Origin of the sequence: Actomonas aquatica, from assembly GCF_019679435.2 — a bacterium.
In the GTDB taxonomy this organism is placed as follows: domain Bacteria; phylum Verrucomicrobiota; class Verrucomicrobiia; order Opitutales; family Opitutaceae; genus Actomonas; species Actomonas aquatica.
Genome location: NZ_CP139781.1, coordinates 5,693,816 through 5,713,693, shown reverse-complemented (window position 1 = coordinate 5,713,693; position 19,878 = coordinate 5,693,816). Strand labels below are relative to the sequence as shown.

The window sequence follows — 19,878 nt, the reverse complement described above, 5'->3', positions numbered from 1 at the left end:
CACGGGCGTCAAAAGGGGACAATCACGGGAGGATGCCCGGACCGGTCAACGGCTTTTTCCGGCCATGCCACGAAATCGCCCCCCGGCTCGCCCCCCGCTTGACCGGGCCGGTCTGGTTTGGGACGGTCGCGCCTTTCCTGACCATGTTGATCCTGCGCGGCTCCCCTGCTCTCTCGCCCTTTCGGCTTCAAAAACTCCTCGATGGCCTGACGGCCGTCGGCATCCCGGCTCGCGCCATCACGGCCGATTTTGTGCATGTGGTTGAAGCCGAAGGAGAACTCTCGCCCGACCAGCAGGGCGTGCTCGAAAAACTCCTCACCTACGGCCCCAAGCGCGCCCCCGCCCGCCTCGACGGCCTCACCCAGGTGGTCGCCCCGCGCCCCGGCACAATTTCCCCCTGGTCGTCCAAGGCCACCGACATCGCTCACATTTGCGGCCTCACCGCCGTCAAACGCATCGAGCGCGTCATCGCCTACACCATCGCCTTCGACAACGCCGCCCTGCCGAAGCCGCTCTCGAACCTCTCCGCCTGCCAGCTCAGTGCCCTCCGCGGCGCCCTGCACGACCGCATGACCCAGGCGGTGTTCAACCGCGTGGAGGACTGCGACGCCCTCTTCCGCCACGAATCGCCCAAGCCCCTCACCAGCGTGCCGGTCCTCGCCGAGGGCCGCGCCGCTCTCGTGCGCGCCAACACCGAACTCGGACTCGCCCTCGCCGACGACGAGATCGAATACCTCGCCCAAGCCTTCCGCAAACTCGGCCGCGACCCCAACGACATCGAGCTCATGATGTTCGCCCAGGCCAACTCCGAGCACTGCCGCCACAAGATCTTCAACGCCTCTTGGGACATCGATGGCGAGGCGCAGGCCAAGTCGCTCTTCGCCATGATCCGCAACACCCACCAGTTGCACAGCGAAGGCATCCTCTCCGCCTACAAGGACAACGCCGCCGTGCTCGTCGGCTCCCGCGGCGGCCGCTTCTACGCCGATCCGGCCACCCACGACTACGCCGCCCACGACGAGGACATCCACCTCCTCTGCAAGGTTGAGACCCACAACCACCCCACCGCCATCTCCCCCTTCCCCGGCGCCGCCACCGGCTCCGGCGGCGAGATCCGCGACGAGGGCGCCACCGGCCGCGGCTCCAAACCCAAAGCCGGCCTCACCGGCTTCACCGTGTCCAACCTCCGCCTGCCCGGTGCCGAGCAGCCCTGGGAAACCGACTTCGGCAAACCCAGCCGCATCGTCTCCGCCCTCGACATCATGATCGAAGGCCCCCTCGGCGGCGCCGCCTTCAACAACGAATTCGGCCGCCCCGCCATCAACGGCTACTTCCGCACTTTCGAAGCCGCCGTGCCCGCCGCTTCGAAGAGCGATCAGCAGTCAGCCCTCAGCGATCAGCCTCAGTCAGAAGAGAGCTTATCGCTGAAAGCTGACAGCCTACCGCCCCCCGCAGCGGAGCTGCGCGGCTACCACAAGCCGATCATGCTCGCCGGCGGCCTCGGCAACATCAAAGCCGGCCACGTCGAGAAGGGCGCCATCAACCCGGGCGACAAACTCATCGTGCTCGGCGGCCCCTGCATGCTCATCGGCCTCGGCGGTGGTGCCGCCTCCTCCATGGCCAGCGGCACCGGCAGTGAGGACCTCGATTTCGCCTCCGTCCAACGCGAGAACCCCGAAATGGAACGCCGCTGCCAGGAGGTCATCGACGCCTGTTGGGCAATGGACGACGCCAACCCCATTTCCTTCATCCACGACGTCGGCGCCGGTGGTGTCTCCAACGCCCTGCCCGAACTCATCAACGACGGCGGCCGCGGTGGTCGCTTCGACCTGCGCAAGCTCCCCAACGACGAGCCGGGCATGTCCCCGCTCGAGATCTGGTGCAACGAGTCCCAGGAGCGCTACGTCATGGCCGTCCCCGCCGACCGCCTCGACACCTTTGCCGCCATCTGCGCCCGCGAGCGCGCCCCCTACGCCGTCGTCGGTGAAGCCACCGAAGAAAAGCGCCTCGTCCTCACCGACCCGCACTTCGGCAATACCCCCATCGACATGCCACTCGAGGTCCTGCTCGGCAAACCGCCCCGCATGCACCGCAGCGAAACCCGCCTGCAACGCCCTCTGCTGCCTCTGTCCCTCGACATCGATCTCAAGGAGGCGGTTCGTCGCGTCCTCGTGCACCCGACCGTGGCCGACAAGACCTTCCTCATTTCCATCGGCGACCGCACCGTGACCGGCCTCATCTGCCGTGATCAAATGGTCGGCCCCTGGCAGGTCCCCGTCGCCGACTGCGCCGTCACTGCCACCACCTTCGACGTCAACACCGGCGAAGCCATGGCCATGGGTGAACGCACGCCCGTCGCGGTCAACGCCGCCGCCGCCTCTGCCCGCCTCGCGGTCGGTGAAGCCCTCACCAATCTCGCCGCCGCTCAGATCGGCCCTATCGGCAAGGTCAACCTCTCCGCCAATTGGATGGCCGCCCCGGCCGTGCCCGGCGACGCCGCCGACCTCTACGCCGCCGTCCAAGCCGTCGGCATGGAACTCTGCCCCGAGCTCGGCATCACCATCCCGGTCGGCAAGGACTCCATGTCCATGAGCACCGTCTGGTCCGACGGCGACGAGACCAAGCGCATGACCGCCCCCGTCTCGCTCATCGTCTCCGCCTTCGCCCCGGTCACCGACATTCGTAAATCCCTCACTCCGCAGCTCGCGCAGAACGCCGACTCGACCCTCCTCCTCATCGACCTCGGTCGCGGTCAAAACCGCCTCGGCGGCTCCATCCTCGCCCAAGTCGTTTCACAGATGGGCGAAGCCACCCCCGACGTCGATTCCGCCGCCGACCTCAAAGCTTTCTGGAACGTCATCCAGCAACTCGGCGCCGACGGCAAACTGCTCGCCTACCACGACCGCTCCGACGGTGGCCTGCTCGCCACCGCCGTCGAAATGGCCTTCGCCGGCCACGTCGGCGTCGACCTCGACCTTGCACCTCTATGTGGGTCGGGCTTTACGCCCGACATCCCCTTCGCAGCCCTCTTCAACGAAGAACTCGGCGCCGTCATCCAAGTCGCCGACACCGACCTGGCCGCCGTCGAAGCCGCCCTCGCAACCGCCGGCCTGGCCGACTGCACCCACCGTATCGGCAAACTCAATACCGACTACACCTTCCGCGTCACCGCCGGCGACCAGACCCTGCTCGAGGAAAACCTCAGCGACCTGCGCGCCATCTGGTCCGACGTCACCCGTCGCATCGCGGCCCTCCGCGACAACCCCGCCTGCGCCGAGCAAGAATACAAACACAAACTCGACGCCACCGACCCCGGCATCTCGCCGAAAGTGACGTTCTCACTTTCGGAAATCCCAAATCCTAAATCCCAAATCCCAACGGATCAGCGCCCCCCGATGGCGATATTGCGCGAACAGGGCGTGAACGGCGAAGTCGAGATGGCTGCCGCCTTCGACCGCGCTGGTTTCCGCGCCGTCGATGTGCATATGACCGACATCCTCGAAGGTCGCGTCTCGCTCGCCGACTTCCGTGGTCTCGCCGCCTGCGGTGGTTTCTCCTACGGCGACGTGCTGGGCGCCGGCGAAGGCTGGGCCAAGAGCATCCTCTTTAACCCGCGCGCCCGCGCCGAGTTTGAAGCCTTCTTCGCCCGCGAGGACACCTTTGCCCTCGGCGTCTGCAACGGCTGCCAGATGCTCAGCAACCTCAAGTCGATCATCCCCGGCGCCGAGGCCTGGCCGCACTTCGTGCAGAATCAAAGCGAGCGCTACGAAGGCCGCTACGTCTCCCTCAAGATCGAGGAGTCTCCGTCCATCCTGTTTAAAGACATGGCTGGCAGCGTGCTGCCGATCGCCGTCGCCCACGGCGAAGGTTACGCCGAGTTCGCAGACCGCACCGCCGCCGAAGCGTTCAGTGCCAGCGGTCAAGTCGCCGCTCGCTTCTGCGACAACCACCACACGCCGACGGAAAAGTATCCGCTCAACCCCAACGGCAGCCCCCTCGGCATGACCGCGCTCACCACCACCACCGGCCGCGTCACCATCATGATGCCCCACCCCGAGCGTGTCTTCCGCAGCCGCTGCATGAGCTGGTCGCCCAAGGAATGGGGCGAAGATTCCCCGTGGATGAAACTCTTTAGAAACGCCCGCAACTGGGTCGGATAGACGAATACCGACTTTGCGACCCAGTCTGTTCCTATAGGGGCGGCTAACGCGGGCCTGGCTCAAAACCGTCGTTCGTCGCCCCCGAAGCCGGTCGATATGCGCCCGTGCGAGTGGTTCCCTCCCGTTGGTTGTAGAGTTCGATCACGCGCAACAACTCTGAAAGGCTCAAACGACGGTCGCGATCGACATCGGCGGAATGGTATCTCGCCGGCGCTGCCAAGTCGTCGGCCGAATCATCGGGACCAAAACCATCAACGGATTCAGGCCGCAGCGCATACTTTCCAGTTCGGGTGGTGCCGGTCCGGGAATTATAGAGCTCGATGACACGAAGCAGCTCCGACAGATCGATCCGGTGATTCCCATCGAAATCGGCACTGTGGGGAGCCATGCCGAGTTCAAGAGGATCCGGATCAACAAGGGCCTGAGCTACCTCACCTCCGCTGCTGGCTTCCAGCAGGGCCACCAGCTCCTGCATGCCAAGTTGGTCCGCAGGCACATTAAGCTGATAGGAAAACACGAACGGCGAGGACGGCACCACGCTCCACGTCCATTCCGCGACCGATTCAGCGTTCTCCTCGGGCCGGACGACTGGGTCGGAAATGTCGTCGCCGGCGAAACTCCATCGGTCGGGCAACAATACCAAATAGCTCAACGAATCGAGTTCTCCCGCGTAGGACACCGTATTCGACACCGTGATCGTTTCACCGCGCCGATACCCCTGCGCAGTTTCATGGAGACCGGAGAGGTCGAGGTCCCCGTTGGCCACCACCACGGCCACAGGCGAGCTGGTGGCCGTTCCGAGATGATTGCGTGCCACCACATCATAGACTCCAGCGTCCCGAATCGTAACATTCGACAAGTGCAACATGGCTTCGTTCTCGCCGTCGATCGCCACTCCGTTGCGTCGCCATTGGAGCGTCGATCCTGCGGGGTTGGCCAACTCGACCTCCAAGGTCAGAGATGATCCCGGTTGAACGCTTTGGGCCCCCGTCACGTTTTCGAAGATCGGTGATGACACGACTTCCCGCTGGAGCACCCGCGCCTTGGACCCGAGCAGCGCGACGCTGACACCGTTTCCGGTAGCCAGGAAGCCGGTGGGAAAGGGTCGTTCGAACCATTGCAGTCCGTCGAGAGAACTCCAGCGACCAGCACCTACCGCGGAAAGCTGCCCGCCGCTTAGGATGATCTTAAATCCCTCCCGGAATCCCAACCGTCCATCCGGTCGTTCCGCGATGCGTTCGGTCCAAGCCATGCTATCTTCGGAAACAAACAGGCGACCGGCCGATGTCATTGTGAGGAAAACCCCGTCGGAAAACGCGAGCGAGAGCATGACTTCTCCTTCGAGCAAGGTCGGTTGCAAGGTCGTGATCTCCCAGCCTTGCAGGTCCGTCGATAATCCAATCCGTCCGTCTTCTGAACCGATAACATAACGGTCGTTCCCGAACGCGATGCCCACCACATTCCCGTCCCAGACCGACTGCTGCCGCCACGTCTCTCCGTCGCTCGAAAACGTGAGCGCGGCTTGCGCAGGATTGTAGGCGATAATTCGTCCGCCGAGAGAATGCACCGCCGTCAGAGTCGTGCTCTCGGATGCAATGGGATGCTCCTGCCAGACTCGACCATCCACCGAAGACCATACTGAGGTGCCAGCTACCGCCACGAATCCGTCGGCGCTCCCCGCCATTGCGCTAAACCTTGCGGGACTTTCGATCGTTTCCCACCCCATTCCGTCGCTGGAAATCCGGAGGCTTCGACTCACCTCATACGGCGGAGCATGGTTGAACAGGTCGCCACTCACCACAAATCGGCCATTGCCGAAAGCGATGGCACGACCATTGAAAGTGTATCCCTCTATATCGTAGTCACTTTCAGCCCACGCCTCCACCGGAACGCTGGCGCTCGCGGTTGAACCGAACGCGTTGCTCACCTTCACCCAGTATCGCCGCGTGAATTCGCCTGTAGCGACGAAGAGGCGGCTGGAGCGCTGACCGGGAATCGGAAAACGCTCATCGCCCGCCAGGCCTTCATACCATTGAAACGCCAAGGGGCCTTGCCCCTTCGCGCTTACTTCGAGGTATCCCCCTCCGGTCGACGCGTAATTGCTGACTGGGAACGGTTGCAACGAAATGGACGGAGGGCCTTCCAGCGCAAGGTCTACGGTCGCGCTGTCGACCGTTCCAAAGGTGCCTACGACCCTTACCCAATACGACACCTCCTCGTCCACGGTGACCGACAATGACGATTCGTTCGCACCAGAAAGCGGGGCGGACAAATCGCCGGTTCTACCGCGATACCACTGATACTGCAGGTTTCGACCCAAGGCCTCGACCTGCAAATCGAACGTCGTTCCGGCAGGCAGAAACATCGATTCCGAGATCGCCGAAATTCGAGTGGCAATCCCGTCGTGCGCTCGCGTCCAAGTGGGAGCCACGTGTATTTGACCGTTCGCCGACACCATTTCGCCTGACGAGGGAGCATCTTCGGTCGGCATCCAATCGATCCCGTCATCGGAAACGAGCAGACCCGAATTAGCACTCGCCATAAAAAAGCGGCCACCAAGGAAAACAATGCCCCGAACCCTACCGCTTAGTTCCGGAACTTCCCGCTCCGTCCAGGTGATGCCATCCGGAGAGGTGAGTAGCGGCGATCCACCGGCGACAAACAAGCCGTGCCCATAGGCGATGCCATCGAGACGACCTCCGTCCAAATCATCTACCAGTTGCCATGAGCCAACGTCGGATGTCGTCCAAATTCCCTGACCAACCGCCACATAGACTCCGTCCGCGTGCGCGAGCTCGGTAGCTCCGGTCGGCAGCGTGAACAGATTATCTTCGTCGGCCCCCAAGTATTTGCCCGCCGGATCGCCGGGCATCGCATGCAGATACTGCCACCGATCGTCCACGGATGATTTCATCCACAACGACCGACCGGAGGAGTCATGACTAACCGCAAAGGACCCGCCGGAGTAGACCAGACCGAACCCCTCATTCGAAATATCTGAAGCATGGGGCCGCCAAAAGCGGTCATCGTTCGCCTCATAGGTCTCGCTGATGCCAAATCCCAAAAAGCGCCCACCTCCATACGCACTTTGAGAGATCAAGACTTGCTGTCCGCTTAACAGTCTCCAGCTGCGCCCATCGTTCGATACCGACCTCAGACCATCCGAGCCAAACGCAATGATGCGGTCTCCGTAATGAACCAAATGGCTGGCTGTTGATGCGAAAGGACCGTCGACCAGATCCCACGCTTCGCCGTCTTCGGACACCAGAACACCGCTGCCGCAACTGATGAGGATTTGACCGTTCAAACTCGACATTCCACCCACTCCTCCTGCCACAAAACGACCAATGTCGCTCGAAACCCAATTTAGCCCGTCAGTGGACACGAGAACCCGGTAACCACGCTCGCTCAGCGCCACCAAGCGGCCATCCAAATACTCGATTCGATCAAGTTTGGTGTGAGCATTCCCCACCTCCTCCGGCATCGCATCCTGTCCCACACGTGACCACGTCACGCCATCCGGGGAAGTGAACAAGGCTCCGATTTCCGCCCGCGTCGGATCGCCGGCGACACTGGCGTGACCGACCGCATAAAACCCTGAAAAGGCATACTCGACGTCGGTCAACACGACTCCCTCCGGAAGGGTTGAGGTCGTCCAAGCAACTCCGTCCAGAGACGACTCTATGGTTCGGCCCCTTGCCGCAACCACCCGGTCCGCCCCCACCGCCAGCGCGTTAGCCCCGTGATACTGCCACGATTCGGCGGGGAGGTTGACATGGGTCCAAGTGGCCAAGTCGTCCGAAACGAAGAACCCACGATCTCCGACGGCGACGTAGCTCTCGTTGAACTTGATGATATCCTTCAGGTAGGAATTGAAGATGTTCGCGCGCGGTTGCCACCGCACCCCGTCTTCGGATGAAAAAACCGACTCGCCTAGCACCCCCAGCAAGGTTCCCGCGTCCTCCCGCACGCCGGTCAAGTTTGGTGCCCGATTACTTTGCACCCACGGCACAAATTGAAACGCGCCACTGTCAAACGCCCCTACCTCATTGCTGGCTCGCAGCCAGTAACGGCCCATTTCCTCACCGGCTACCAGCGACAGAGATGCCCGTGTTTCGCCCTGCAGTGGAACGGACAAATCACCTGGATCTCCCGCATACCATTGCACCGTAGGCAGCGGCTCCCCCACCAAACTGGCCGTCATCACGACCCGGTTGCCAGCCACCACCTCGCGCATCGGGCCGGGGTCACCCACCTCCGGAGGAACCAGCACATCTACAGCATACGTCCAGCTGTTTGCTCGGTCACGGTCATTGGCTACCTGCACCCAGAACCGGGAGTTCGCTTCGACGCTATCCAAGGTGAGGCTCGCACCGTTCGCACCTTCAATGGGGTCACTAAAATCACCGCTCGATCCGCGATACCATTGATACACCAAACCGGCTCCCGTGGCTTCCATCGATAGAGTAACCGAGCCACCTGAGCCTATCTGCGCCAGCGAGGGCACTGGCAGCACAAGCTTCCTGCCGGTCCCATCCGACTCCGAAGTATAAACGGCCCCCGTCGAAATGGCCAAGAACTGCCCGTTCCCATACGCAAAGTGACAACCGTTTTCCGCCTCCGGGCCGAAGGCGCGCGGCTGAACCGTCCAGTTCAGCCCATCTTGCGACAACAGTAGGTCGCGTCCACGACTCGCCAGGAACCACCCGTTCTCGAAATGAACATCCCGAAACCACGTTGCATCATAGCCGCCCTCCGGAGCAACGGGCCAGCTGATGGGCGTCCAGCCCGCGCCGTCGACTGAGGTCCAACCGTTGTTGCCGTTGCTCTGGTCACCCACCGCGATGAAGCGCCCGGCGCCAAACGCGACGGCGTGCAAAGTCTTGTCCGTCGGTGCCTGCACAAACGTCCAGTCGGTGCCATCGACCGACCAACGCACCGCCCCGCGGGAACCGACTGCCACGAATCTCTCATTGCCATAAGCGACGGATCGCAAGGTCTCGATCCCCTCCAAACGTTGGGCGGTCCACGTGATGCCATCGACCGACTCCGCCAGCGTCCCATAACCGACGCCTACCCATTTTCCGTTTCCATGGACGACATCGAAAAGTGTGGCCTCATCCGGTAATGACCCCGCTTGCCAAGTGATTCCATCGTCCGACCAGTAGACCGCATCTCGACCCCCATCACCGAGCACGAATCGTCCGCCTCCCCAAACAGGCCGGGCAATCGGTTCCGCCGAAGACAATCCTACGGTCCATACCAGTCCAGTGTATCGCGCCTCTTCCCCATCGGTGCTCTCCGGCAGAAAAGCGCGCGCGCCTTCTGTCATTACGATCCCGTTTCTAACCACCCTCCGAACGCCGCGGATCTGCTGCCATTCCCCAGCTGGGGTAAGACAAGCAAGTCCTCCCTGCGCCACCGCCAAAAGCACGCTGTCGTTGCTGACCATACCACTGACCGAAAGTTGGAAAGGGATGTTGATCATCTCCCAGTTCAGGCCATCGATCGAGACGGCAAAGGTGGTGAAATCCTTTGAGAACCCCCAGCCGGTCGAGGGGTCATTTTCGAACCGCTGCGCCCCCTCGAACCCCGCGTAAAACCGACCGCGATGAAACGCCAACGCGTTGCTCAACGGCCCGTCGGAGGGCACCCAGTCCCGGCCATTGGATGACGTGAAAACGGGACCGACTCCGCCCGCCACAAAGAGTCCATTTCCGTAGGTGACTGAACGGAGGCTGGTGTATCCGTTGCCGCCATAGGCTTCAATGGTGTCCTCGAGGCGTTCCCAAACCAAGCCATCACTAGAGAACAGTATATCGGCTTTGGATATTCCCTTGCTGCCCACCGCGACGTAACGCCCCGCGGCATGGATCAACTGCCTCAACGACAACGGTTCTTCCACCGTCAAAATCGATCGTTCAGTCCAATTACTCCCATCGACAGACTCCAACACCAACCCATCTTGCATCATCGCGAGAAACCGGCCGTCACCAAAAACAAGCCCGACTAAACGCCGGTAACTGCCTTCGTCAGGCTCGCGAACGGTCGTCCAGTTCCGGCCGTCTTCAGAACGCAGAATCAGTCCCTCGTTTCCTGCCAAGATGGCGACATCATTGCCCCACGCCATCCCCTGCAGCGCACCGGCGGTGCCGGTCTCGACCCGGTTCCAGGACAATCCGTCGACGGATTGCGACAGAGCTCCGCTTGATCCCAACGCCCAAAACATCCCGTCCGGTCCAGTCACCACTTTCGGCGTATCCCCTGGCAAAACAGGATCGACCCGGCTCCACCCTTGCGGCTCAGCGACCGCGCGCAGAGGCCCAAACGCCACGATAAGGAAGAGAACCATGCCTGCGAACGGTCTCCACGCCAGGGAGCGATTCCGTTGCTCGGAGCAATGCAGCCATTGCTGCGACAGGAAAGCGTGAGGCGCAAGCGACCGGCAACGACTGGAGGGACTTATCATCAGGAAGTGGGGGTTACTCCGGATACCGCGGCCAGTCGGACCAGAAAGGTGGACTGTAAATTTCCCCGCGAGCAACGCCAGTCTATCGTGGAAGTATTCCCATATCATCGGTCGTTATAGCAGTCATGACCGCGCCGCATCAGCATCTCGCCGCCCTTACCCTTGTCGTGCCGGACTACGACGAGGCGATCCGCTACTACACCGGCCAATTAGGCTTCGAGTTGGTCGAAGACACCGACCTCGGCGACGGCAAACGCTGGGTGCTCGTCGCACCGCCCGGCTCCGGCCCGACCGGTTGCCGCCTGCTCCTCGCCCGCGCAGCGAACGCTCCCCAGCGCGCCGCGATCGGTCATCAGACCGGCGGTCGTGTCTTTCTCTTTTTGCATACCGACGATTTCGACCGCGACCACGCCGCGTTCACCGCCCGCGGCGTCCGCTTTCTCGAAGCCCCTCGCGACGAGCCCTACGGGAAAGTCGCCGTCTTCAGCGACCCGTTCGGAAACCACTGGGACCTCCTGCAACCCGCGACTCAAGGCGCGCTGAAGTAAGTCGCCCCATCTCCCTCCCCCTCCGGGCGCTCCCACATGATTTTTCATCCGCTTATGCGGCGCTGCGGATTCGCTGATACCGTGCGCGCGCTCGCTGCGCGGGCCTGACAGTCCGGCCCGCACGGGACTAGGCTGCGATTTACCCCGCCACTGTGCGGGGTTTTTCGCCATGAGTCCCACCGATGTTCCCGATGTCACCTGCCGCTCCGTGATGGACGCCTCGCCCGCCGTCCTGCAGGCCGACACGTCGTTTCGCGATTCGATCGCCGCCCTCTTGCAACATCGGCTGTTGGCCATGCCCGTCGTCGACGCCGCGGGCCACTACCTCGGGGTGTTTCGCAAAAACCGCGTCATCGCCGGCGTGCTCCCCCAGGTCGCGGTCTACGACGACCACTTTCATCAAATCACTCGCATGGTCGACGCCGGTTTGCTCCGCGACGACCTGCGCCAGGTGCAGGAACGGTTTGCGACCCTCGCCGACCTCCCTGTCGCCCAATTCGCTTGCTTGGATACTCCCGTGCTGCGGCCCGATCAACCCCTGGTGACCGCTCTCCACTATCTCTACCGCGGACGGAATTTCCTGCCCGTGGTGGACCCGACCGACCATCGGCTCTGTGGCATCATCTCCACCTGGGACGTCCTGGAATCGGTTTTGGGTCGCGCCTGATTATCCATGCTTCCAGCACACATCGCCCTCTTGGGCGGACTCAACCCCGCCTGGGTGGCGGTCGGCATCCTGTTGGTGACCTATGCGGTCATCATGTCCGAAAAGATCAACCGTGCCGTGGTCGCGCTCATCGGCGCCATCGTCATGATCGGCAGCGGCATCCTGTCGCAGGAAGAGGCCATCGCCGGCATCGATTTTAATACGGTCGGCCTGCTCGCCGGCATGATGATCATCGTCGCGGTGGCCCGTCGCAGTGGCGTCTTCGAATACCTCGCCATCTGGACCGCCCAAGTCGCCCGCGGCCATCCCGCCGGCATCCTCGTCCTGCTCAGTCTGATCACCGCCGTGCTGTCCTCGCTCTTGGACAACGTCACCACCGTGCTGCTCATCGTGCCGGTCTCGCTGGTCATCTGCTCTCAGCTCAAGGTCCCGCCCTACCCCTTCCTGCTCTCGCAGGTCCTCGCCTCCAACATCGGCGGCACCGCCACCATGATCGGTGACCCGCCCAACATCATCATCAGCGCTCAGGTCGGGCTCAGCTTCAACGCCTTCGTGACCAACCTCGCGCCGGTCATTGTCGTCATCCTCGCCTGCCACACCCTCGCCATGCACCTGTTCTGGGGTCGCCACCTGCGCAGCACCGCCGAGGCCCGCGCACACATCATGGCCATGGACGCCCGCCGTGCCATCACCGACCGCGCCCTGCTCATCAAGTCGCTGTCAGTCCTCGCCCTCGTCCTGGTCTCGTTCTCCTTCGCCCATCAGATCGGCATGGAATCCGGCGCCATCGGCCTCGGCGGCGCCGCCCTGCTCCTGCTCCTCGACAACCTCGGCCGCTCCGCCGAGAAGCAAACCGAACACGTCACCGAAGTGTTCAACGAGGTCGAGTGGATCACCCTCTTCTTCTTCATGGGCCTCTTTGTCGTCGTCAAAGGCGTCGAACACACCGGGGTGCTCGATATGCTCGCCCAGAAACTCGTCGCCGCCACCGGCGGCCAACTCGAACCCACCGGCCTCGGCATCCTCTGGTCCTCCGCCCTGCTCTCCAGCGCGTTGGACAACATTCCCTTCGTCGCGACCATGATCCCCATGATCAAAGCCATGGGCCCGGCCTTCGGCGGCGCCGAGGGACTCGATCCACTCTGGTGGGCACTCTCCCTGGGCGCCTGTCTCGGCGGCAACGGCACCCTCGTCGGTGCCAGCGCCAACCTCACCGTCGCCGGCATCGCCGAGCGCAACGGCGTGTCCTTCCGCTTCCTCACCTACACCAAACACGCCCTGCCTATGATGCTCGTCCAGATCGCCATCTGCCACGGCTACTGGTTGTGGCGCTACTGTTAGGTCGGCGCCAAAGTCGGCTCGACCGCCGGTCGCGTCAGGGTTGACTGGATACACCCCTCCGGCGCTCGCCGGTTCCAACCACCCCAGCCGATGAAAACCCTCCCCCGCCTGCTCTCATTCGTCGCGGCCGTGCTCCTCGCCGGCAGCATCGCCGTCCACGCCGACGACCACGCCGCGTCCCGATCCGCCGCCGCTCCACAAAAACTCACCTTCGTCCTCGTCCACGGCGCCACCGCCGGTGGTTACGAATGGAAGAAAACCGGCCGCCACCTCGAGGAAGCCGGTCACACCGTCTATCGCGTCACCCTCACCGCCCTCGGCGAACGTTCCCACCTCAGCGCCGAAAACGTGAACCTCACCACCCACATCAACGACGTGGTGAACACCATCCTCTTCGAAGACCTCCACGACGTCGTGCTCACCGGCCACTCCTACGGCGGCATGGTCATCACCGGCGTGATGGACCGCATCCCCGAGCGCATCCGCCACGTGTTTTATTTCGACGCCGTCGTGCCCGACGACGGCAAGTCGATGTTCGACATGTTCGGCAACGCCGAGCAGCCCGACCGCGTGGTGAAGAACGGCCGCTGGATCCCGCCGTGGCTCAATGAAAACCCGACCACCTACCCGCACAACGTCGGCCACCCCATCGGCACGCTCACCGAACCCGTTTCCTACAAAGACCCCGCCGCCCTCGCCCTCAACGTCACCTACGTGCCCTTCGTGCAGGACCCGGCCACCGCCGACGAAAACTCCGGCATGCTCCCCGGTTGGAAACGCGCCAAAGCCCGCGGCTGGACCATCCGCCCCTACCGCGGCAGTCACGTCGCCATGCTCGAAACGCCCGCCGGCCTCGCCGAACTCATCCTCGCCGCCGTCGACGATCGCAACACGACCGTCGACTGACTCCGCGCGCCTCAGGCGTCCGCCTTGGCGGCGCGCCCCGGCCGGGCCTTCGCGAGCACTTCGATAAACACCGTCTCGGCACCGTCCTGCTCGCCCAGCCGATCGATCGCCGCGGGCACGTCGCCGAGCGGCAGCGGTTCCGCTGTCGCTTCGGTCACGCCGAGGCGGCAGTTGAACTCCCAGCGGTCGTGGCCCTCCGGCAACTCCTTCCGGCGCTCCCGCTTCACGTATTTGTTCACCTCGTGGCGAATCTTGTCGCGCACGCGGGCAGCCGCCAGGCGGGGGTCGGTGAGTTTGAACGTCTTCTTCATGGATGCGCAGCGTTACAGCGGCGCTTCCGTTTTCAATGGCAATAGCTCGGACAATTCCGCCGCGACCATCGTCGCCACGTCGGCGGCCTCGCACTGCCCCCGCTGGTCGAGCGTGAAGGCGAGTTCGATCAACTCGAGCCGCAAGCGCGCCAGTTCGGTCGCGATTTCAGGCTTTGTTTCGCAGGGCGACATAATAATCGAGAACACTGTCTTCCGCACCGGGCTTAAAACGTTCATCGTAGAGCTCCAGCTCCGCCTCCATCGCGGGTTCATACTCCGAGCGCGGAAACCACGCCCCCCACACGTAGCTCAGCGTCTCAGGAAAGGTCTCGATCGGACCGCGGTGCGTGAAGCGCGCATAACGCCGCGCCGGCACGTCCCACCGCACCATGCCTTCGGGCAGGTCGCCGTGCGCCTCCGGATCGATCTGCACGCCGGCCAGATACTCGAGTTCGTCCTCCCGCGTGCGATCCGTCGGCGGCAGACAACGACACACGCCCCACGCCTGATTCGGCTCACGAACGACGTAGGCTCGGTGGATTTCGCCGCATCGTTGCTGAAACGACCGCCACAACGGCGGAATGACGTCCATGTTCGTCGCGTCCGGCGACATGGCCGCGATGAACCGGTCGGAGAGGCCCACCAGCGTAAGCGCCGGCAGGTCGAGAAGCGTGGGTTCGAAGCTCATATTGGTGGGCAAAAGCTGCAGATGCTCCGCCGCCACCGGCAGACGCATCCACGAGAGGTTGGGTTGAGGGTGATCGCGAAAGCCACTCGGCGTGTGCCCCGACTCGCGTCGGAAGGCCCGCGTGAAGGCTTCGTGTGACTCAAACCCCACCGCCAACGCGACCTCGAGCAACCGTTGCTCGGGCTCGTGACGCAGCATCCGCGCGGCTTCCGTCAAACGCCGCCGCCGCACATAACTCGCCACCGGTTCGTCCACCAGGGCCAGAAACACCCGTTGGAAATGCCACGTCGAGTAACCCGCCCGACGGGCGAGCTCCGCCATCGCCAGCGGACGATCCAGATGGGCCTCGATCGCGGCGAGCGCGCGGCGAATTTGGTCGAGAGCCGGAGTGGTTTGAATCACGGCGTCACCCTAACATGTTCGCTCAGCCCGTGACTTGATCATCCGTGCGGTTTTGGCGGACCGGCTCAGACTTTTACGATCGTCTTGAAGCCACCATAACTCATGCGCTTCGGATCAAAGGGCGACGACTCCGGATTGCACATGGCCGCAATGCGCGGGTCGGCCATGACTTTTTTGTTCACCGCGTTCCGCTGCGCCTTCGACTTATAGGTGATCCACGCAAACACGACCACCTCACCGTCCTGCCGCTTCGTGAGTTTGGTGAACGTCTTTCCGAAATCCACTTCGAGATCATCACTCACGTTTTCGCGGTAATCGAGCGCGCCATATTCCATCCAGACCTTGGCTGCTTGCTTCGACATTTTTGTATAGTCCGCGATGCGGTTGGCGGGCACCACGACGACAAATCCATCTACGTATTCAGGCATTGGTTACGTTGTTGAGGTTCAGGTTAGGGTTGAGAGAAAAATTCCAACCGAGGCGACGGCTCACCCGCGTAAGGCCGCATCAAGTTGGGCCAGGCCTTTTTCGTAGGAGTCGCCCATCATTTTATCCATGTTGCAGAACACGCCCATGATCCGTCCGGGCGTGCTGTTCGGCCCTTCCGAGGTCCAGGTGACCAGCGTTCCGCCGGTCGTCGCCGCCAGCTCAAAGGTGACCATCATGGTCGCCGCAAACGGCTTCAGGAACACCAGCTCCAGCTTCACGCGCTCACTCGGCATGCTCTCCACCACCTCCATCGACCCTGCACCGACCTTGGCGTTGCCATTCCAGGCATAGACCGCGCCCACCCCGGACGGCGGTCCGCTGAAAGTGCGCTGCATGTTTGGGTCCAAGCCTTCCCACGGCGACCACTTCTGCCACTCCGGCAGGGAGTTGATCAGGGCGAAGGTCTGCTCCGGCGTGCCGCCCACCGTCGCGGATCGCGTGCACCGAATCCATTGCGGTTGCCGCCAGACCAACACCACAAACACGACCACCAACACCACGGCGATCACCAACAGGATCATTGTATTACTCATGGGGAAAAACAGTCACGGGCCTCAGTTCAGGGCCCCTTTCGCGACCCACAGCGGGCGGTAAGCCGCACGGTGGCGCCAGGCGAGAAATAGCAACATCGCCACAAACACCAACGCGTTGGGCAGACCCGTGCGCTCCAGCGCCACGTGGAAGGCCACCGAGTTCACGAAGAACGGCGCCAGCACCACCAGCGCGAGCGGCACAAAACGATTGGCCAGCAACAGGAGACCCGGCAGGAACAGGGTGACACCGATGAGCGGCATCATGTAGCCGGTCTCCATCAACGCCATCGAGAAGGCCATCGCCTTCTCCGGCAGCACCAGATCCGGCGGCGGCTGGATGAAGTTGAACCAACCGTTGAGACCAAAAATCGTGCAACCGATTCCGAGCAAAACGCGCACGATGTGGGTGAGCACGCGGAGCCACTTGGGCGCAGGAGGAGTATCCGTCATAATATTTTGAATACGTTTGGATTAACCAGGAAAACTCAGGCGCGCCCCGCTTCGTCGCGGCTCACTTCGAGCAATTGATCCGCCACCGCGCCCCAACCCGCACGAAAGCCCATGGTCGCGTGACGCGCCGTCGCCTCATCCGTCCAGTGCCGGGAGCTGGCGCGATACGACGTGCCGCCCTCGCCCAACGGCGAGAGTTCAAAGACTCCGATCATGAACGTTTCGCTCGCGGGCTGCCACCCCGGCTTGATCGAGTCGGTAAAGACAAGGCGTTCGTTTTCCGTCACCTCCAGAATCGTGCCCATCAGGTCGACCTCCTCACCACCGGGTCCACGCATCACGGTGCGGCAACGACCGCCAGCCCGCAGATCCCAGTCCACCACCGGCGTGGTCCAGGGCCGGGGGCACCACCACTCCGCCGTGCGTTGCGTGAGCGCGCGCCACACCGCTTGCGGCGCCACCGGAAACTCTCGCAGCACCACCAGCTCCCGCCAACAGGCCGCGTCCGCCGGCGTGTCCCGCAACAACGCTTCCAGACGCGCGAGGTTCTCCTGATTTTTGTCGCCCACAAATGACCGGATAGCCGCGCAGGTTTTGGCATCCTCAAAGATCATGTGCCACTCCAGCCGGGTGCCGTCGCCGTCATCGCTAAAATGCACCACCACGGTGAACTGCGGATTGGTCACATGGTCGAAGACCAGGCACTCCCCCTCCACCACGTGGGCAAACTCGCTGTGGTTCTCGAAGTCCGTGCCGTCGGGACCGTGCATGGTGAAACGCCACTCGCCCCCCGGCCGCACATCGTAATTGTAAAACGTGTTGGTAAACCCCGCCGGCCCCCACCACTGGGCGTGCAGATCGGGATGCGTCCAGGCCGCAAACACCCGGGCACGCGGATACGGCAGGGAGTGAACCGTCAGGATTTCGTGATCGGGCGAGGCGGCTTGCGGCACGCGGTAGTTTGGATCAGGGGCAAGGCTCATGGCGGGGAACGGGTGGGCGGCAAAACACCGCGGTGTTGCAACTTCAACGGCGGGGCACCGTGAATCCGGACACCTTTGGACATATTTTTCGCAAAATGTCCGCTCCGCTTTCCTCCGCCCGTTGTGATGCAGTAGACCCACCGAGCCCTCCTCCTCCCCATCGCCCCCTCACCTCATGTCCCATCCCCACCTCCTCCTCTTCCGCAACACTGGTCCTGAAACCCACGCCCACCTGAGTGCCGACGAACGCCAGGATCTGATCGAACGCTGGAACGCCTGGTTCGTCGGTCTGCGCGACGCCGGCAAAGCCCTCGACGGCCGTCCCCTCGAGCTCAGCGGTCGCCTCGTATCCGGCCCCGGCGGCAAACGCGTCACCGACGGTCCTTTCGCCGAAAGCAACGAAGCCGTCGGTGGCTACGTGCTGCTCAACGTCGCCGACCTGGACGAAGCCACCGCCATCGCCCAACAGCATCCCGGACTCGAACACGGTCTCATCATCGAGGTGCGCCCGATGCCCCCGACTTGCCACCTCGGCGTGGTCACCGGCCCTGCATGACCGCCGCTCCGCGACGGAAATCCTAAATTCTAAATCCTAAATCCCAAAACCTGAGTTCGGTGCCGCCGCCCCTTCGCCATACCGCGCCCGTCGCCGAGGACACCGCGCAACCCGGTGCCTTGGTGGAGCATTTTTTCCGCGAGGAATCCGGCAGACTCCACGGCGCCCTGCTCCGCCGTTTCGGCGTCCATCACCTCACCCTCGTCGAAGATGCCGTGCAGGAGGCCATGCTGCGCGCCCTCCGCCACTGGTCGATGGGCGGCGTGCCGCCCAATCCGTCCGCGTGGATTAGCCGCGTCGCTATCAATCACGTGTTGGACGCCTTGCGCCGCGACCACACCTCCGCCGCGAAACAAGACGCGCTCACCTTCACGGAAACCGAGCGCGCCGCCGACCTCGCAGCCCCCGATCCGGATAACGTCATCGCCGACGACACCCTGCGCCTGCTCTTCACCTGTTGCCACCCCACCCTGCCGCTCGACGCCCAGGCCGCGCTCGCCCTCAAAACCCTGTGCGGATTTAACCTCACGGAGATCGCCCGCGCCTTCCTCGCCAGCGAAGCCGCCATCGAAAAGCAGCTCACCCGCACCAAGCAGCGCCTGCGCGACTCCCAAGCCGAGTTCGCCCTGCCCGCCGAGCGCGAACTCGACGCCCGCCTCGATGGCGTGTTGGCCACCCTCTACCTACTTTTCAACGAGGGTTACAAAGCCTCCCTCGGCGACGAGTTGCTCCGGGAAGACCTGTGCGCCGAGGCCATTCGCCTCACCCGCATGCTGCTCGCTCACCCCATCGGCGACCGTCCCGCGGCCCATGCCCTGCTCGCCCTCATGCTGCTGCACAGCGCGCGCTTTCCGGCCCGCCTCGGCGCCGACGGCACGCTTCTCCGCCTCGGTGATCAGGACCGCAGCACGTGGGACCAAGCTGCCATCGATGCCGGCCTGCAACACCTCGCCCGCGCCGCCGCCGGGAACCAACTCACCGAATACCATCTGCACGCCGGCATCGCCGCCAGCCACTGCATCGCCACCGATTCCGCCGGGACCGACTGGGCCCGCATCCTCGCGCACTACGACGCCTTGCTGGAGCTCAAACCCTCGCCGGTCGTTGCCCTCAACCGCGCCGTGGCCGTCGCCAATTGCCACGGACCGCAGGCCGGCCTCGATGCCATCGACGCCATCCCCGACGTCGACCGACTCGCCACCCAGCACCTCCTGCACGCCGTGCGCGGAGAACTGCACGCCCGCCTCGGTCAGCACGCCGCCGCCACCACGAGTTTCCGCCGCGCCCTGGCCCTCGCCCGCGTCGCTCCGGAACAACTCCACCTTTCCCGGGAAATAGAACGCCTCGAAGCGTGCTCCGACTGAGGTCCGTCCGC

General features: G+C 63.3%; 15 protein-coding genes. 7 read left to right on the top strand and 8 right to left on the bottom strand.

Annotated elements, in window-relative coordinates; translation table 11 throughout:
- The first annotated feature begins 143 nt into the window (after positions 1-143).
- Positions 144-4,160, top strand: coding sequence for a phosphoribosylformylglycinamidine synthase (gene purL, locus K1X11_RS21830; protein WP_221030372.1), 4,017 nt, complete (start codon positions 144-146; stop codon positions 4,158-4,160).
- A gap of 43 nt (positions 4,161-4,203) precedes the next feature.
- Here the strand turns inward: purL and K1X11_RS21825 are convergent, their stop codons facing one another.
- Entirely contained in the window at positions 4,204-10,512 is a 6,309-nt protein-coding gene (locus K1X11_RS21825) for an immunoglobulin domain-containing protein (protein WP_221030373.1), read from the bottom strand.
- 242 nt (positions 10,513-10,754) lie between these two features.
- Here K1X11_RS21825 and K1X11_RS21820 point away from each other — a divergent pair, with 242 nt between their 5' ends.
- From K1X11_RS21820 to K1X11_RS21805, 4 genes are all read left to right on the top strand, one after another.
- On the top strand, positions 10,755-11,177 hold the full coding sequence (locus K1X11_RS21820) for a VOC family protein (RefSeq protein WP_221030374.1): 423 nt from the start codon (positions 10,755-10,757) through the stop codon (positions 11,175-11,177).
- A gap of 169 nt (positions 11,178-11,346) precedes the next feature.
- Positions 11,347-11,844: a CBS domain-containing protein gene (locus tag K1X11_RS21815; RefSeq protein WP_221030375.1), complete on the top strand. Its 498-nt coding sequence runs from the start codon at positions 11,347-11,349 to the stop codon at positions 11,842-11,844.
- Positions 11,845-11,850: 6 nt separating this feature from the next.
- A complete protein-coding gene (locus tag K1X11_RS21810; RefSeq protein WP_221030376.1) occupies positions 11,851-13,185 on the top strand; it encodes an ArsB/NhaD family transporter in 1,335 nt (444 codons plus the stop codon).
- 90 nt (positions 13,186-13,275) lie between these two features.
- Positions 13,276-14,091, top strand: a complete 816-nt coding sequence (locus tag K1X11_RS21805; protein ID WP_221030377.1) for an alpha/beta fold hydrolase — start codon at positions 13,276-13,278, stop codon at positions 14,089-14,091.
- 11 nt (positions 14,092-14,102) lie between these two features.
- Here the strand turns inward: K1X11_RS21805 and K1X11_RS21800 are convergent, their stop codons facing one another.
- The 7 genes from K1X11_RS21800 to K1X11_RS21770 all read right to left on the bottom strand — a co-directional run bounded on the left by K1X11_RS21800 (position 14,103) and on the right by K1X11_RS21770 (position 17,947).
- Positions 14,103-14,402 carry a DUF6172 family protein gene (locus tag K1X11_RS21800; RefSeq protein ID WP_221030378.1) on the bottom strand — a complete coding sequence of 100 codons (300 nt, stop codon included), beginning with the start codon at positions 14,400-14,402 and terminating at the stop codon, positions 14,103-14,105.
- A 12-nt stretch (positions 14,403-14,414) separates the two neighbouring features.
- Positions 14,415-14,594 (bottom strand): hypothetical protein, encoded by a 180-nt coding sequence (locus K1X11_RS21795; RefSeq protein WP_221030379.1) that lies wholly within the window; start codon positions 14,592-14,594, stop codon positions 14,415-14,417.
- Positions 14,569-15,492 (bottom strand): AraC family transcriptional regulator, encoded by a 924-nt coding sequence (locus K1X11_RS21790; protein WP_221030380.1) that lies wholly within the window; start codon positions 15,490-15,492, stop codon positions 14,569-14,571. The genes K1X11_RS21795 and K1X11_RS21790 overlap by 26 nt, the downstream gene beginning before the upstream one ends.
- A gap of 65 nt (positions 15,493-15,557) precedes the next feature.
- Entirely contained in the window at positions 15,558-15,920 is a 363-nt protein-coding gene (locus K1X11_RS21785; RefSeq protein WP_221030381.1) for a DUF1428 domain-containing protein, read from the bottom strand.
- 60 nt (positions 15,921-15,980) lie between these two features.
- Positions 15,981-16,514: an SRPBCC family protein gene (locus tag K1X11_RS21780; RefSeq protein ID WP_221030382.1), complete on the bottom strand. Its 534-nt coding sequence runs from the start codon at positions 16,512-16,514 to the stop codon at positions 15,981-15,983.
- A 21-nt stretch (positions 16,515-16,535) separates the two neighbouring features.
- Complete coding sequence (locus K1X11_RS21775; RefSeq protein ID WP_221030383.1) at positions 16,536-16,964, bottom strand: DoxX family protein; 429 nt, start codon at positions 16,962-16,964, stop codon at positions 16,536-16,538.
- A gap of 35 nt (positions 16,965-16,999) precedes the next feature.
- Complete coding sequence (locus tag K1X11_RS21770; RefSeq protein ID WP_221030384.1) at positions 17,000-17,947, bottom strand: SRPBCC domain-containing protein; 948 nt, start codon at positions 17,945-17,947, stop codon at positions 17,000-17,002.
- A gap of 175 nt (positions 17,948-18,122) precedes the next feature.
- Between K1X11_RS21770 and K1X11_RS21765 the strand changes: the two genes are divergently transcribed.
- Together K1X11_RS21765 and K1X11_RS21760 are read left to right on the top strand one after the other, a co-directional pair.
- Positions 18,123-18,503 (top strand): YciI family protein, encoded by a 381-nt coding sequence (locus K1X11_RS21765; RefSeq protein WP_221030385.1) that lies wholly within the window; start codon positions 18,123-18,125, stop codon positions 18,501-18,503.
- Between the two features lie 59 nt (positions 18,504-18,562).
- Positions 18,563-19,867, top strand: a complete 1,305-nt coding sequence (locus K1X11_RS21760; protein WP_324726040.1) for an RNA polymerase sigma factor — start codon at positions 18,563-18,565, stop codon at positions 19,865-19,867.
- Positions 19,868-19,878 lie beyond the last annotated feature (11 nt).

Excerpts from the sequence above, each read along its gene's own strand:
- K1X11_RS21770 (WP_221030384.1), bottom strand. The coding sequence starts at position 17,947 with ATGAGCCTTGCCCCTGATCCAAACTACCGCGTGCCGCAAGCCGCCTCG.
- K1X11_RS21780 (WP_221030382.1), bottom strand. The coding sequence starts at position 16,514 with ATGAGTAATACAATGATCCTGTTGGTGATCGCCGTGGTGTTGGTGGTC.
- purL (WP_221030372.1), top strand. The coding sequence starts at position 144 with ATGTTGATCCTGCGCGGCTCCCCTGCTCTCTCGCCCTTTCGGCTTCAA.
- K1X11_RS21815 (WP_221030375.1), top strand. The coding sequence starts at position 11,347 with ATGAGTCCCACCGATGTTCCCGATGTCACCTGCCGCTCCGTGATGGAC.
- K1X11_RS21775 (WP_221030383.1), bottom strand. The coding sequence starts at position 16,964 with ATGACGGATACTCCTCCTGCGCCCAAGTGGCTCCGCGTGCTCACCCAC.
- K1X11_RS21820 (WP_221030374.1), top strand. The coding sequence starts at position 10,755 with ATGACCGCGCCGCATCAGCATCTCGCCGCCCTTACCCTTGTCGTGCCG.
- K1X11_RS21800 (WP_221030378.1), bottom strand. The coding sequence starts at position 14,402 with ATGAAGAAGACGTTCAAACTCACCGACCCCCGCCTGGCGGCTGCCCGC.
- K1X11_RS21795 (WP_221030379.1), bottom strand. The coding sequence starts at position 14,594 with ATGTCGCCCTGCGAAACAAAGCCTGAAATCGCGACCGAACTGGCGCGC.
- K1X11_RS21825 (WP_221030373.1), bottom strand. The coding sequence starts at position 10,512 with ATGGTTCTCTTCCTTATCGTGGCGTTTGGGCCTCTGCGCGCGGTCGCT.
- K1X11_RS21785 (WP_221030381.1), bottom strand. The coding sequence starts at position 15,920 with ATGCCTGAATACGTAGATGGATTTGTCGTCGTGGTGCCCGCCAACCGC.
- K1X11_RS21765 (WP_221030385.1), top strand. The coding sequence starts at position 18,123 with ATGTCCCATCCCCACCTCCTCCTCTTCCGCAACACTGGTCCTGAAACC.
- K1X11_RS21810 (WP_221030376.1), top strand. The coding sequence starts at position 11,851 with ATGCTTCCAGCACACATCGCCCTCTTGGGCGGACTCAACCCCGCCTGG.
- K1X11_RS21805 (WP_221030377.1), top strand. The coding sequence starts at position 13,276 with ATGAAAACCCTCCCCCGCCTGCTCTCATTCGTCGCGGCCGTGCTCCTC.